Annotated in this window: 15 protein-coding genes; 5 read left to right on the plus strand and 10 right to left on the minus strand. The window is 48.4% G+C overall.

Translation table 11 applies throughout. From position 1 onward, the window contains the following. The first annotated feature begins 40 nt into the window (after positions 1-40). Positions 41-1,042, plus strand: coding sequence for a C45 family autoproteolytic acyltransferase/hydolase (locus tag ACOCLE_RS17260; protein ID WP_419533502.1), 1,002 nt, complete (start codon positions 41-43; stop codon positions 1,040-1,042). A 16-nt stretch (positions 1,043-1,058) separates the two neighbouring features. On the opposite strand, the gene ACOCLE_RS17265 is transcribed toward ACOCLE_RS17260, so the two are convergent. Both ACOCLE_RS17265 and ACOCLE_RS17270 read right to left on the minus strand, forming a co-directional pair. Next, positions 1,059-1,292, minus strand: coding sequence for a zf-HC2 domain-containing protein (locus ACOCLE_RS17265; RefSeq protein ID WP_419533503.1), 234 nt, complete (start codon positions 1,290-1,292; stop codon positions 1,059-1,061). Further along, complete coding sequence (locus ACOCLE_RS17270; RefSeq protein ID WP_419533504.1) at positions 1,286-1,882, minus strand: RNA polymerase sigma factor; 597 nt, start codon at positions 1,880-1,882, stop codon at positions 1,286-1,288. Before ACOCLE_RS17270 ends, ACOCLE_RS17265 begins: the two co-directional genes overlap by 7 nt. Before the next feature lie 104 nt (positions 1,883-1,986). Here ACOCLE_RS17270 and ACOCLE_RS17275 point away from each other — a divergent pair, with 104 nt between their 5' ends. Further along, entirely contained in the window at positions 1,987-2,586 is a 600-nt protein-coding gene (locus tag ACOCLE_RS17275; protein ID WP_419533505.1) for a DoxX family protein, read from the plus strand. A gap of 43 nt (positions 2,587-2,629) precedes the next feature. On the opposite strand, the gene ACOCLE_RS17280 is transcribed toward ACOCLE_RS17275, so the two are convergent. From ACOCLE_RS17280 to ACOCLE_RS17290, 3 genes are all read right to left on the minus strand, one after another. After that, positions 2,630-3,034, minus strand: a complete 405-nt coding sequence (locus ACOCLE_RS17280; RefSeq protein WP_419533506.1) for an acyl-CoA thioesterase — start codon at positions 3,032-3,034, stop codon at positions 2,630-2,632. Between the two features lie 194 nt (positions 3,035-3,228). Beyond that, positions 3,229-3,984, minus strand: a complete 756-nt coding sequence (locus tag ACOCLE_RS17285) for an SDR family NAD(P)-dependent oxidoreductase (RefSeq protein WP_419533507.1) — start codon at positions 3,982-3,984, stop codon at positions 3,229-3,231. Between the two features lie 208 nt (positions 3,985-4,192). Further along, a complete protein-coding gene (locus ACOCLE_RS17290) occupies positions 4,193-5,560 on the minus strand; it encodes an MATE family efflux transporter (RefSeq protein WP_419533508.1) in 1,368 nt (455 codons plus the stop codon). A gap of 255 nt (positions 5,561-5,815) precedes the next feature. Here ACOCLE_RS17290 and ACOCLE_RS17295 point away from each other — a divergent pair, with 255 nt between their 5' ends. After that, the gene (locus ACOCLE_RS17295) at positions 5,816-6,268 is read left to right on the plus strand and encodes a ferritin-like domain-containing protein (RefSeq protein WP_419533509.1); all 453 of its coding nucleotides are present in this window, start codon (positions 5,816-5,818) and stop codon (positions 6,266-6,268) included. A gap of 3 nt (positions 6,269-6,271) precedes the next feature. On the opposite strand, the gene ACOCLE_RS17300 is transcribed toward ACOCLE_RS17295, so the two are convergent. Genes ACOCLE_RS17300 through tnpC form a run of 3 tightly spaced genes read right to left on the minus strand, consistent with a single transcriptional unit; the run spans position 6,272 to position 10,274 of the window. Further along, positions 6,272-7,978, minus strand: coding sequence for a ShlB/FhaC/HecB family hemolysin secretion/activation protein (locus ACOCLE_RS17300; RefSeq protein ID WP_419533510.1), 1,707 nt, complete (start codon positions 7,976-7,978; stop codon positions 6,272-6,274). Further along, on the minus strand, positions 7,979-8,779 hold the full coding sequence (locus ACOCLE_RS17305; RefSeq protein ID WP_419533511.1) for a hypothetical protein: 801 nt from the start codon (positions 8,777-8,779) through the stop codon (positions 7,979-7,981). Beyond that, on the minus strand, positions 8,769-10,274 hold the full coding sequence (gene tnpC / locus ACOCLE_RS17310) for an IS66 family transposase (RefSeq protein ID WP_419532963.1): 1,506 nt from the start codon (positions 10,272-10,274) through the stop codon (positions 8,769-8,771). The genes ACOCLE_RS17305 and tnpC overlap by 11 nt, the downstream gene beginning before the upstream one ends. A gap of 240 nt (positions 10,275-10,514) precedes the next feature. On the opposite strand from tnpC, the gene dbpA reads away from it, so the two are divergent. Beyond that, complete coding sequence (dbpA, locus tag ACOCLE_RS17315) at positions 10,515-11,915, plus strand: ATP-dependent RNA helicase DbpA (RefSeq protein WP_419533512.1); 1,401 nt, start codon at positions 10,515-10,517, stop codon at positions 11,913-11,915. A gap of 110 nt (positions 11,916-12,025) precedes the next feature. Here the strand turns inward: dbpA and ACOCLE_RS17320 are convergent, their stop codons facing one another. After that, complete coding sequence (locus tag ACOCLE_RS17320) at positions 12,026-12,196, minus strand: hypothetical protein (protein ID WP_419533513.1); 171 nt, start codon at positions 12,194-12,196, stop codon at positions 12,026-12,028. A gap of 56 nt (positions 12,197-12,252) precedes the next feature. On the opposite strand from ACOCLE_RS17320, the gene ACOCLE_RS17325 reads away from it, so the two are divergent. Next, positions 12,253-12,885: a hypothetical protein gene (locus ACOCLE_RS17325; protein ID WP_419533514.1), complete on the plus strand. Its 633-nt coding sequence runs from the start codon at positions 12,253-12,255 to the stop codon at positions 12,883-12,885. 4 nt (positions 12,886-12,889) lie between these two features. On the opposite strand, the gene ACOCLE_RS17330 is transcribed toward ACOCLE_RS17325, so the two are convergent. Next, the gene (locus ACOCLE_RS17330; RefSeq protein ID WP_419533515.1) at positions 12,890-14,794 is read right to left on the minus strand and encodes a M48 family metallopeptidase; all 1,905 of its coding nucleotides are present in this window, start codon (positions 14,792-14,794) and stop codon (positions 12,890-12,892) included. Positions 14,795-14,800 lie beyond the last annotated feature (6 nt).

Here is a 14,800-nt window from a genome sequence, read left to right on the forward strand (position 1 = left end):
ACAGCCTCCTAGGCAGTGACAACGTGCAGGGTGACCAACAATGAAAAAGCTGCAGCTAACCGGATCAGCCAGAGAACGTGGACACCTTCATGGTGAGCTGATGCGTGAAGAGATCCATACCGTACTGGACTATTATCGCTCCCGCTTTCTAACCGACAGAACAATGCTGCAGAGCCATGTGGACCTGCTGATGCAACGGCTGATGGCATTCAAGCCTGAATACCAGATTGAAATGGATGCCATAGCCGAAGCGTCGGGTGTTGAGCCATTCTGGATTTACTGCATCAACGGCCGCAGTGAACTCATGTCATCCCCCGCTCCCACCGAATGCTCCTCCATTGCCTTTCCTCAGGAGGGCCTGCTGGGACAAAACTGGGACTGGGCTCAGGCTCTGGAAGGTCAATTAGCCCTGGCAGATATTGAACTGGAATCGGGTCATCGGTTATTGACCATGACCGAACCGGGAATGCTGGCCAAGATTGGAATGAATTCTAGCGGACTTGGTGTCTGTCTGAATATTCTGCCCGCCAATCAGAAATTAACCGGTCTGCCGGTGCATTTCCTGCTCAGGGCACTGCTTGAATGCCAATCCTTACAGGAGGCCAGAGCGCTGATCAAAAGCCATGGTGCCGGAAAGGCCAGCCATGTCTTAGTCGCCGATAAAAAGACAATCATTGCCGTAGAACTGGCACCGGATCAACCCTGGTTTCTATCAACAGAACAGCCAGTTTACCTCCATACCAATCACTACCTTCAACCTGGTCAGGCTCAGCCTACTTCAACTCGCCACTGTACAGAAACCCGGCTGGAAAAATTGAGGGAGGCGACTCAGCAAACGGCCAAATTAGACCTGAACGCTATGCAGCAACTACTCAACGAAAATGAGAAGCCTTACCCGATTCTGCGCCCTTACAGCTACCATGAGTTGACCGGTAACGGTGGGACGCTGGTAACGCTGCTGATGGATCTTCGTGAACGACAAATGATGCTAAGGGAAGGTTTTGATCCAATGGCAGGTTTTGACAGTTTTACCTTTGACTGAAAACCCAAGGGGTATTCTACCCTTTGGGTGAACTGTTAATTTTATCCATTACTGACTGTACTTCATCATCAGAAGCCTGCTCACTGACAGAGCGCTCGGCCAGTTTTTTAATCGCCGCAAACTGTCTGACAAAACGGCGACAGTGGTGACACATCATCAGATGCATCCGCATGCTCAGGCGCTGTCGCCAGTTCAGCTCATCATCCTGAAGCTGACCCGCCATGCGCTCGATATCCCGACATTTCAACATATGCCTGTCTCCTGAAAATGTTCAATACCGGAATACAGCTTTGCCCGCGCCCGATGCAGGAGAACCCTGACATTCGCCGCCGATTCGTCAATAAAGCCAGCGATCTCTTCCAGTGACATCTGGCTGAGATCTTTCAGGCCAAACACCAGACGCTGCTTTTCTGGCAACGTGGTGATTTTATGGTTCAGACAATCCATCAGTTCACGTTTGTCCAATAATGCCTCTGGCCCTCCCAGATCCCAGTTAGACGGAGGCTGCTGCCAATGGCCGTTGGCCTTAAAGCGGTGAGCCATCGGTTCCTCTTCCGGAGCATCGGACAGGAATTCCCGCTTCTGCCTGCGGTACCTGGAACGGGCTTCATTGGCAGTAATGGTCAGCAGCCACCCTTTAAAGCTGCCCCTGGGCTCCCATTCCGGCAGTTTCTGATGCACCGTCAACCAGGCTTCCTGAACAATTTCATCAGCATCGCTTTCACCCACAATAGGCAAAGCAACAAAGCGCATCAAGCGATAGTAATGCCTGACCAACACCGTAAACGCCTGCTGATCACTGTTTTGAGCCTGTTTAATTAATAACGCTTCATCGTCCATACCGTTACAAACCCGGGAATGAAAAAAATGACCTGCACACTGTAACAATCTTCTCCTTGGTGCGTTGAATGAATAACAACAATAAAAGGCCCAGGGAGACAGCCATGAATAAGATTGTGTCACTCTATCAAAAAACAGTGGATTATCTCCATCACGCTGATGGACTACCGTTGCTGGCTCTTCGCCTCTACCTAGCCCCTATCTTCTGGATTGCCGGCACCCATAAACTGGCACACTTTGACGATATTGTGATGTGGTTTGAGCACGGTCTGGCCCTCCCCTTCCCCTGGCTGATGGCGGCACTGGCAACCTGGACAGAAATTATCGGTGCGGTACTACTGGTGGCGGGTCTGGGCATTCGATTGATTTCAGTCCCACTGATCATCACCATGCTGGTTGCTATTTTCGCGGTGCACTGGCCCCATGGCTGGCAGGCTATTGCTGATACTGGCAGCTTTGCCCCTAATGAACACGCTGCTGAAGCGACAAAAAGACTGAATGGTTTTCTGGGCTGGCTGAAGTCGAACCATCCAGGCCGCTACCACTACATTACCGAGTTTGGCAAACCGGTGATTCTGAACAATGGGATTGAGTTTGCGGCAACCTATCTGGTGATGCTGCTGGTGCTTTTTTTTCCAGGGAGCCGGACGCTATGTCAGCGTGGACTACTTTTTGGGAAGAAAGTTTTTGAAAAAATAAGCTGAAGACAAAACGTCAGATAAGTTCTGACGTTTTGTCATTTGATCCTCATGCCATTTCGACCAGTGGAAACACCCGGTCAATGTCGTCAGAAAGAAAAGGCCTTCCTTTAGCATTCACCGAAGTACCAATAACCAGAGCATCAATGGCCAGCTTGTTATCCCGTTTACGGAAGATTCTCTGCTTAAAACCAAATTTCAGTTTGGAAAGCCGCACCGGTTCTACTTCCACATAAAACTCGTCCCCGGGTACCAGCGACATTTTGTAATCCATCTCGCTTCTCAGCACCACCAGATTAATCTTCTCTGCCGCCAGTCTGGCAAAATCGATATCGTTAGCGTGCAGAAACTCATGCCGTGCATGCTCCAGATAGTTGAAGTAGACACTGTTGTTTACGATTCCCTGCAGGTCGCACTCATAGTCGCGAACCTTCATCTCCAGACTGAATGGCATGGTTTGTTCTCTCTGAAATTTGCTGCCTATTATACAAATTCCGCCTTCTAAATATGGTATCGAGCAAGTCATTTTGGACTGCTGGGCAAGGCGAAATGACGAGTAATAGCGGGGCTATTGCGAGGAATTCCAACGAAGAATCAGCTGTGAAAAATGGCTGCGCAGTTCATGTTTAGAAGGTGGCGTTGGTATTATTACCCCATATACGCCTGACCACCATCAACAGCGATACTTTGGCCGTTGATATAACGCATATCATCAGAGCAGAGATTGGTAACAACCCTGCCAATGTCGTCTTCACACTCCCCTACGCGGCGCATTGGAATAGCATTAACAAATGCTTCAGCTTCTTCCGGATTGGTATTCATCCACCACTCAAGACTTGGGGATTTTGCATGGGGCAGCACCACGTTACAGCGGATATTATCCGGCCCCCATTCGCAGGCCGCTGCCCGGCTGAGGGAACGAGTCGCTTCCTTTACTGCGGCATAAGGCCCATAACCCGACATATCCCAGCGCTTGGCCGCTGTAGAAGCCAGATTGATAATAACGCCATCACCTTTAAGGTGTGGGTAGCAGAGGCGCATCAGTCGCAACGTTGCCAATGGCCCTGACTGCCAGCCCGCTTCAAACGCTTCATCGGTTATTTTGTTCAGGGTGCCAAGCGCAATTTCCTGGGCATTGTTTATCAGAATATTCAACCCACCCAACTCACTGACCACACGCTCTACACCAGCAGACAGAGATTCAGGATCTTTTACATCCATCGAGATGGCAATGGCTTTACCACCCAGTTCCTGAATCTGTTCACAGGTTGATTCACATTTTGCCAGTGTTCTACCAGCGACTGCCACCAAAGCCCCCGCCTTAGCCAGAGAAAGTGCTATTCCCTGGCCAACACCCTGGCCCGCTCCAGTCACCAGAGCTACCTTTCCCGATAGTTTTTTCATTATTGTTATGCTTCCGGATGAGTAACGGTTCCTTAGCTTAATAAGATTGGCAGGAAAGGGCTTAACCCATTCAGGGGATTTTGATGATGGCTGGACCACAACATAGACTCAGCCATTACCTAAGTAACTGACCCTATGAAATCCTATTTTCTGAGTAAGTGGGTAGTCACCCAGAAATATTCGATTCCATAGGGCCAGCTACTTAATATTATTGTTTTGCAGCCATGCTGTATTTCATCAGATGAATCAACCTGCCAAGCAATAGTGCGGCAGCTAATGTCAGCCCGGTGATGATACCAACCCAAAAACCCTCAGTACCCAATGGGGTGCCAAAAAAATCCGTCATGGCAAATGCATACCCGAGTGGTAAGGCAACCCCCCAATAAGCCCCACAGGAGAGCAACATGGGTACATGAGTGTCTTTATATCCTCTCAGCGCTCCACTGGTCGATGCCTGTACCGCATCACTCACCTGATACATCGCAGCACACACCAGCAATACCGAAGCCCCTTTGACAATAAGAGGGTCATTCGTATATAGGCTGATAATCTGCTGCCGGAACAGCAATATGCACAGTACTGACAGCACAGCTATCAACGCGGCTGTCAAAATGCCACAGATTGCCTGCATTCTGGCTTCATTGTTCAGCCCTTTACCCAGTGAGTGCCCCACACGAATGGTAATACCAAACGACAGACTCATAGGAATCATATAGGTCATGCTGGAAAAGTTCAGAGCAATCTGGGCAGCAGCAATGTTATTTGCCCCAAGCTTGCCAATCAGCAGCGCTATTACGGCAAAAATACTGCCACAAACACAGATACTGATACCGATAGGTAGCCCAAGGCGAAACAATGCCTGTATTCGGGAAACATCAGGAAACGTCGCTTTCAGATCAAGCAAGTGTTCATACCGATGATGTTTGCAGATATACAGAAATATCAACAATGACATCAGCCAGTACACAATACTGGTCGCCCAACCACACCCAACAGCTCCCAGTGCCGGAAGGCCAAACTTCCCATAGATCAGAACGTAGTTCACCGGAATATTGACCAGCAGCCCCAATACCGAAATCACCATGGGTGCACGGGTATTGCCCATGCCTTCCAGAAAACTGTTGAGCATATAGAACAGAGCTATGCCTGGCAGACCGAACGCTAAGGTATGAAGGTAACCAACACCGACTGGAATAATTTCCGGTGCAACCTTCATATAAACAAGAATCTCCTCACTGCCATTCAGATACCCGATCAAAATGGCAGAGCACAACAAAGCAATCCATAGCGTTTGTCCAAGATCTTTACTAATACCCGGATTATTACCAGCCCCACGATGGTGGGCCGTTACTGGTGTCAGCATCATCAGGATACCACGCAGCAACAGACTGGCCGGTAACCAGAGGCTGGTTCCGACAGCAATCGCCGCCAGATCTCTGGCACTGGCCTGTCCGGCCATACTGGTATCCACAAAATTCATTCCATTGGTGGCCAGCTGAGTAACAATGATGGGTAAAGAAAGACTGAGCAGTGCTTTGGACTCGTCAATATAACGATCAAAGCGAGAAGAAAACATTGGCATTAATCAGCGCATTCACACCTATACACATGCCCGGATTAAGGCAGGATGGCAAAGTGAGCAGGAGCAGGGTGTGGCCATTTTGGCGCCAGGGATACTATCATCCAATAAAAGCCGTTGAAACTGCTTAACCAGTGAACAACAACCGGAGAACGAATGGAACCTACCCTATGGTTCCCCCATAACCACTCTCTCCATAACGATTCCCCATCTATACTAATACTCCGATCTGTAATCAGAATCGGAGTATCTATGACTGATAACAAACAGGCCATCGTTGCCAAGCTGAATACTATTCTTGAATACGAGCTGGCAGGTGTTGTCCGTTATACCCATTACAGTTTTATGGTGTTTGGCTACAGTCGTATTCCTATTGTTGGTTGGCTGCGAAGTGCTGCGACAGAAACACTGACACATGCCCATGAAGCCGGAGAGATGATTACACTGATGGGAGAACATCCGTCACTGGGTATTGGTGAACTGTTAGAAACCTCAAAGCATGATATTCACGACATCATGATTGAGTCTCTGGAATTCGAGAAAGCAGGTGTAAAGCATTACTATGAGTTGCTGCAACTGGCGGAACAATCTCACCAGATCATTATTGAAGAGTATGCCCGTCGGCTAATTTCGGAAGAAGAGCAGCATATTGGTGATATCGACAAAATGCTGCGTAAGCCAGGTGAAATTGCCAGTGTCTTATAGCTCTTAGTCTATACAGTGGCAGGTAATCCGGGCATAGAGGCTGGTATTGTCCTGATCCGGCGCCACCTCTTCCATTGCATTGGCAACGGTCAGGTCAAAACTGAACCACTCGTTCCCAGAAACATTGATCCCTACTCCAGCGGAAGACAGGGTCTGTTTTGGATTCAGGGATTCAACCTCACCATGGTCGTAGAACCCATAAAGGTCAAACAGGTACTCATTAAATGAGAAACCATTGTAGTGCACTTCAATCTGCTGATACCAGCCCTGGTCACCACTGGCAACACCCTGTTGGTATCCCCGCAGGGTTGATGGGCCACCAAGGGTAAACGACACAGCCCCCGGCAGTGCCTGCTCCGAAGTAAACTGCGCTTCTACGGTAGACAGTGCATAGAAAGGATTATCAAAGTTATAGATAAACGTCAGTCGGGTGTTGAACAGGTTAAACTTACGAGTAATGCCCTGCAGCTTCTCTTTGCTGTTCACAGAGCTGTAGAGCTGCCGTCCACTGAACTGCCACTGACTGCCCAGCCAGCTCAGTTCAGCGCCCAGTTGATAACGCCCTGTCTGATAGTCGGAAAGATCACCACCGGTAACACTGTTCTTCGAACTTGAATTGCTGATGGCCGCCACCAGATTTACCCAGAGGTCAGCATCAGAATACACCAGATAACTGCCCTCCAGACCAAGCCGAAGGGTGTCACCGGTATAGCCCAGATCCTTGAAGTCACCGGAGGTAACAGTGGCATTGGTAAATTGCAGGCTGCCACCCAACCGAAGCCCATCCGTTCCTACCACGGTACTGTAACTGGAAACAAAGGACTTCAAACCACTGGATACCAACCCATAAGCCATGGCTTTATCTGAAGGACGAAACAGCTGATTGCGCTGGTAGAGTGCACTGAGCTGTGCTTCACCCGAACTTTCATAGCCATAGTTATCCAGATAAAGTTCCAGACTATCCCTGCCAGGCTCAGGTACATTAATAACAATATCCGTCAGACCAAAGGCTTTTCCGGCTCTAAGCTCAGCTTGCAGACGCTGGTTGTGTATCCGGTTATAAAACAGAATGTCCTTTTCCAGAGCTTCAATATCAATGGAGGCCAGCTGGTTGTCGTAATCTATCCACTCGCGGAAATAACCATCTTCTGTGTACTTATTACCTTCAAAGACAATTTCCCCAATAGAGCCTTCAACCAGACGGATAATGACAACACCATCGGAGACCTGCTGCTCTGGAAAAACGGCAACCGCCGTATAGATGTTTTTCTGCCGATAGAGCTGATTGATGGTTCCCAGAATTTTCTGGAGTCCGTTGTAATCAATCTCTTCGCCCAGAGCTGGCTGAACAATGTTCTGCAGCTCTTCCTGAGTCAGGTGGGCCGACTTGGTGAATCGGATTCCCCGGAGGATAAATGTTGGTCCTCCGGTGACTTCTTCAGTCGGCTCGGTCTGTTCAGTGATTGCGGGCAAGTTCGGCTTTTTTTCTTTTTCCCGAAGACGGAGTTCTCGCTCAAACAGGTCTTTACTGGTCTGACCTGCGTAGTCATAGTCATCTGGCGGTGTTTGTGCCGACAGTGGAGCACAGGCAAGTAAGGCCCCAAAGGACAAAGCGTGTAGTTCACTCTTCCATCGAGATCCTGACATCATTCCCTGCCCTGTAAGACCTTCCTGATTTATATTCTTATTCTTCTTGGTCCAGGTGTTCATTTACGACTCCTCTTCAACGCCCGGTTCAGAAATCAACCAGTACTCTTCCTCTTCTTCCGACTGTTCTGCTTCGTACTCAAGATCCCCATCAAAGTTTCCACTACCCGCCTGATTTCCTTCAGAAGCAGGCAGGTTAGCAGCTACCCAGCTGGCCGATAAGGATACAGGATCGGCATCACCACTCAACTGCTCTGTAACAGGGTTACCCTGGGTAATCTGCTCCAGTGTCTGGTTCGTTATCTCATTCTGGTATTCAAGACTCAAACGGTAGAACGACTCTGGTAAACCAATAGTAGTGAGGTCATCCTGACTGCCCTTATAAGTCAGTAGCAGAGGCAGATTATAACGGGTGAACTGTGCATTAGTGGTGACATTCACATCGTCGACCGACATCCAGAATTCACCATAGGGCGTCATAAACTGGCCATCTACTGGTAGAGCTGAACCATCTGAGTTATTCAGGTCCAGAGATAATTCATCCACTGTCTGATAGCCGGTTACCATCCTCATGTTGTAGCCCTGTCCGGTGTTAACCGTAGCCGCATCAATCAGCAGGTCACCGGTCATTCTCAGGTCACCCCCTTGTGTCAGCAGATCAGTGATGTGCAGCTGGGCGGTATTGTTGATATCTACCCGGACATCATTGGCAAAGCTGCCAGGCTTAAATGCAGCGGCTTCAAGGTTCTGATAGTAGCTTCTGGCATCGGACGTCAGTGACAGGGTTTCATTGAAGCCACCCATGGCCATCAATGTCTCCGTTGCATCACCACCGTCAATGGTCAGATCGTAACTATTCAGCACCCAGCAAAGGCGTATTGTTGTAATTTCGAACCGCTTTAAGAAGCGCCTGAAATATGTTCAACCCCTGCTTTTTAGCAGATGATAAATAGCTTCGGATTCGGGTAAACATGGTACCTCCGTCTTCGCTTCTGAAGCAGCCTGAGATCTTCTGCTTAAGTTTGGCCATCCTGGCATCACGTTCACTGCCATTGTTATCGAAGGGAATTGAAAAGTCCGACATGAAGCGCAACGTTTCAACCTTAAACTCAATAAGCCTTTTGAACAGGTTGTAGGCCTTGGTATTCCTGACCTTCTTACGTCCAAGCACCTGTCGTTGTTTTTCCATATAAGCGGTTTCCTTCGTGAGAGCCCTTTGAAGGATTTGGTCGTATATCGTCTCAATGCGAAGCTGTATTGCACCAGGCATTTGAGTCAGACCGGCTGCTTTGTATTTCTTGCAGAAGTGCCAGGAGAGCGTAAGCAATTTCATCAGCCGCAGAGCCAGCTTATTCGCATCCCTATCGACAACTCCCTGAAGCTCTCTCAGATGATGGGCATTACAAAGCACATGCACTGCCGCATAGGCAAAGTAGGACTTCCAATGATCGTGAACCAGAATGCCTGCAAAAGTCAGCAGGATGCCCATTGCATCCATTGCTTCACAACCTCGCCTTTCTGAGAGGTAGTAAAGCGTCCATTGGTCATCTCGCATAATGTGTAACCACCACAGTGAACCGTCAACCCGCATGCCAGTTTCATCCGCTCCTGCAACCGGACTTTCTTGTAAAGCATCGCGGATACTCTGCTCAGTAGAGGCCAGGTTCTCATGGGTATAGGCAACAAAATTGGCAACAGAGCCTGCGCTGACACTCATGCAATAAATAGTATTGAAATACTCAGACACCCGGTGATATGGGATGAAGTGATACTGGTTTAAATGAACAGCCATTGCCTGAGTCACTTCTCCGTATTGAGCAGCGGCTTTCACTCCTTGGGGAAACTCAGCGGTGTTCCGTTTACCACAAGGACATACTTTAACGTCTGCCCAGTACGCGGTAACTTCAAATTCTCCGGGTCTACCTGGATCAAAAACCTGTCGCTCAATGTATTTGGTGGGTTTAATATCGATAAGCGAAGACTGGCAACAGCAACATTTTTCAACCTTCAGATGCCTGACATAATCGGGTAAGGCGACACGTCTCAAACAAGAGCCTTGATGACCTTTCTGGCCACCTGGTTTATTGCCTGAAGATGGTCTAAGGCTTTTGGGGTTCGGTGTTTCCTGTGAGGAGCAGGGGGCTTCTTTGGAAGATGTATCACCTTTATCACTCCCTTTTTTACTGGGCTTTTGATAACCATCTGACGATGGTGGCTTACTACTGTTTTGACTGTTTTTATTAACCCTTTCTTCCAGTTCGCTGCAACGTTCCCGTAAAAGCGCATTCTCGGTCCGAAGCTCTTCATTCTCTTTAAGGAGAGCTTCGGTAAACGGAGTAGCTGGGAAGTCTGGTTCCATACTGGAGATTTGTTAGAAAAATTGAGTATAAGATGATGGTCGAAAAATCAGAAAATTCCAGATTTATATGAAGGGTGCTGAATAGTTACAATCGGTTAAACACACCGTGTATTGAGCCCAGGGACCTCATCAAACCACCGGGTTCCTGATGAACTGCTGTAATGATTCACCGTCATTAAGAGTAGACTCTGTTATAATCATTGACCTCTTCTGTACCATGGCACATGCCAAGAGCTTGATTTGACTTCACCTACTCTCTCCGCAACAGCGCCTTCCCGCTTTAGTGATCTCTCTTTGCCTGACTCCCTCATCAATAACCTGGACAGTCTGGGCTATAAGGAAATGACACCTATTCAGCAGCAGAGCCTGCCTGAGCTTCTTGAAGGCAAAGATGTCATTGCCAAAGCCAAAACCGGCAGTGGTAAAACCGCTGCGTTTGCCATTGGGCTGATAGTGAAGCTGAAACAGCGGGATTTTGGATGTCAGGCACTGGTGATGTGCCCGACCCGGGAACTGGCAACTCAGGTTGCCCAGGAAATTCGACGGCTGGTTCGATACCAGCAGAATATAAAGGTCGTCACACTTTGTGGTGGCCAGCCTATCGGCCCACAAATTGGCTCACTGGAACATGGCGCCCATGTGGTTGTCGGTACGCCGGGGCGTATCCAGGATCATTTGCGGAAAAAAACCTTGTCAATCGATCGAGTAAATACGCTGGTGCTTGATGAAGCCGATCGCATGTTGGACATGGGGTTTATTGATGCCATTGAAAATATCATTGATCACCTGCCTGAACAGCGACAAACCCTGCTCTTCTCAGCCACTTACCCAAAGGGTATCCGGGATTTAAGCGAACGCTTTCAACAACAGCCTGTTGAAGTGACCGTTGAGAGCACCCATAGCCATGAGCACATCGAGCAGCGCTTCTATCATGCTGAAAATGCTGACAAACCAGCAATGCTGATCAAGCTGCTCAAACACTACCAGCCTGAATCCAGCGTCATTTTCTGTAACACCAAGCAAATCTGTAAAGAGGTGGGCACTGAGCTATATGAAGCTGGCTACAAGCCCGTGGTACTGCACGGGGATATGGAGCAGAAAGAGCGTGACCAAATGCTGGTTCGCTTTGCCAATCAAAGCTCAAACCTGCTGATTGCCACTGATGTTGCAGCCCGGGGACTGGATATTGAAAATCTGGCAGCAGTGATCAATTACGATCTGAGCCGGGATCCTGAGGTGCACGTTCACCGGGTTGGCCGCACCGGAAGGGCTGGTAAAAAAGGCCTGGCTCTCAGCCTTCATACCCAGCGGGAACAGTACAAACTGGATAATATCAGCGATTATCTCAAGGCTCCCCTGGTATTTGGTGATCCTAAAGCGCTCACTGGTACCCAACAACCAGTCCCAGCCCCCATGGTAACAATCGCCATTGATGGTGGCCGAAAGCACAAAGTCCGCCCAGGCGATATCCTCGGCGCCCTGACCGGTGAGGCAGGGATTCCCGGAGACCAGGTGGGAAAGATCAATATCTTTGACTTTGTGGCCTATGTTGCCGTTAAACGTGAAAGTGCCAGATCTGCACTGAACAGACTGGAAAAAGGCAGAATAAAGGGAAGAAAATTCAAAGTTCGACGCCTGTAATCCCCGACATTAGACAAAAGTCCAAAGAGCCTGACTGGAACTTAGTCAGGCTAAGCCTGTCGAAATCTACATCAAAACTCATAGATGATAGATGTAAGGGAGGTACGTTATTATGATGCCAGCAGGAGCAGGAGGTGGTTTACCAGGAGGAAATCCGCCAGGAGCCGGAGGAGCACCAAATCCACCAGGGGCCGGAGCCGCTGGACCTGGAGCACCAAATCCACCAGGGGCTGCTGGAGCAGCAGGGCCTGCAGCACCTCCACCAAGGCAACAAGACCCATACCAGAGGATTCCACAAGATATTCGGAACGAAGCTAAACAGCTGGTTGACAATACCATGAAAGCTGATGAGTATCTGGAGCAGGCTGAACTTGCAAAAAAACTGACTGAAGCCCTGCAACTTTGTGTTGATGAATACAACAATCGCATGAATCCACCAGGACGTACTGCACAAGAGCGGCAACAGCAGGTAGCAAACTTTCGTACTTGGCTTATCAATCAAAAGATTGGTGAACCAGGACAGCTGCTTGGTGATTTTCACGCAATGTTTACAGGACCTGATGGAGAAGAGACATACCAGCTTTTTCCCGTGAAAGCCTCAGCATTGAATAAGTTAAATGATGGCCGGCTAGGTGCAGATCTAGCCAGTGCTCTTGATGCCATGAAAGGCTGGCGTCCCATATTGTTACCTGGCTCAAGATTAAATTTAGATCGCTTAAACCATGCACAAGTATACGACGCGATAAAACGGCATAGAGATCAGCATCGTGGAACCATCGATAATTTTGATGCTCAGCATCAGGATAGGCGTAGAAGAGACGCAACAATGAGATGTCTTCGTGATATCTATTCAGACGAAAATGGTGCTCGCCTGAATAGCAAACAAGCAAGACTAGAAGAAACATCCCTTCGCTCAGTTATTCCTGCCGGGCAGGTGCAACTTATCCGTAACGCCTACCATAGAGTTTAGAGGATTATGTCTGTTTTTCATTTTCAGGCACCAGTGGTGGCACCGGGCACTCCATTACAACAGCAATGGCTCGGAGTGCCTGAGCCTCTTCCATCACTACTTCACCATCGTGTTCAATGCATTTGCAAAGTGCTTTTAACAGCTGCTCTTTGGCATCCGCGCGCAGTAAGGCAATTTTTTTCAAGCCCTGAGTTAATGCCTTGAACGATACCTTCGTTTTTCCAGAAGTAGTGATGTTTAATCTCTTTACTGTCTTTCTAAAACAACGTCGCTTCTCTTCAACGGACATTCCAGACATGCCAACCAGGGCTTTTATCAATAGTGCCACTTCATCGGATAACTGATTAACATTCCGATACTTTTCATAGCGGAAAACATTTTCTGATTTTTTCTTTTTAGGCAAAGTGTGATCAACAATGGTAATCAGGGACCACTCCATCACCGTTGTTTTGCCATCAGCCGTCGCCAGCTTTAGCAGCACCTTCTGCAATAGCTCCTGCTGATCAATGTTTAGCATTTTTAACGCTGGCAACGTCATTTCAAGAATCGACAGCCGATCTGTTAGCAGTCTGGCATTGTCAAGCAGCTCATGCAGCTCAAGCGTTTTGGTTAATACTTCCCGGGGAAAAATTCTGGTAATCAGATCACACTGTTTTTTCAAAACAGAAGGGGCATCATCCAGCAACAGTGCCATGACGACGCGACATGCTCCGTTACTATGGTGGATAGCCTCAGATAATGTTACCGGTAAATGATCAACCATGTTACGGGCATACTTGAGGTGAGAAGCCCTTGGAGCACCAATCGAATTTACTGAGGCAGATAGAGCAGTAGCAACTCCGGCAACAGCCACTTCTGGGCCAGGTTTTTCCTGTGATGACGCTTTATTTTCAGGTTTATCCTCAATATCAATCGCTTTGGGTGTAATATATTGACCATTCCAGTTTGGAGTCAGTTTTCGAATTCGATTATCCAGAGGAGGGTGAGTAGCGAATAAATTCCAGAACGATCCCGTAAAAGCAGAGCCAAACATCATATGGCTGCATTCCATCGCCGCGCCACTATCCAGGTTGGAGCCATAGACCGCACCACCGATCTTTTTTAAAGCACTGGCAAGACCTTCGTTATCCCGTGTGTACTGAACAGCGGAAGCATCGGCCAGATACTCCCGTGTACGATTAACCGAGGCCCGAATGATATTCCCAAAGAAAGCACCAATGTAGCCCACCAGCATCATGCCAATGCCAACTATATAGAAGTAACCCGCCTGTTTTGAACGCGAATAATAACCATGGCGATAGAGATGATACCCAACATCTGTCAGCATCGTGATACCGAAAACAATGCCGATCAGCCTCATATTCAAGCGCATATCACCATTGATGATATGACTGAACTCATGAGCAACAACCCCTTCAAGCTCCTCACGACTCAGTTGCTCCATAGCCCCTTTAGTGATACCGATCACTGCATTATTCAGCCTCACTCCCGCAGCAAAAGCATTAATGCCTCTTTCTCCATGAAGCAAATAAACAGGAGGAACCGGAGTGCCTGAGGCAATGGCGATCTCTTCAACAACATTCAATAACCTGCGTTCGTATCGGTTATTGGTTGAAGGTTTGATTCTCATGGCACCAAGGGATTCAGCAACCGCCTTACCACCACCGTGAGCCAATATGACGGCTTTCGTCACACTGCCCAGTAAGACCGTGGAAACAACGACAGCAGAGGAAATAATGAACGTTTCCCAAGTGAAATGATTTAAGAAAGGTTCCTGCCTCTGGAATGCAGCATATCCCGCATATATAGCATTGATCACCACAACCAGGCTTAACACTGCCAATGACATTAATGCCAGCAAATAGCGGGTCTGAGTACGCGCTTTTTCCTGATGTTCAAAGAAATTCATACCCTG

Origin of the sequence: Endozoicomonas sp. (assembly GCF_965196975.1) — a bacterium.
GTDB lineage: Bacteria > Pseudomonadota > Gammaproteobacteria > Pseudomonadales > Endozoicomonadaceae > Endozoicomonas.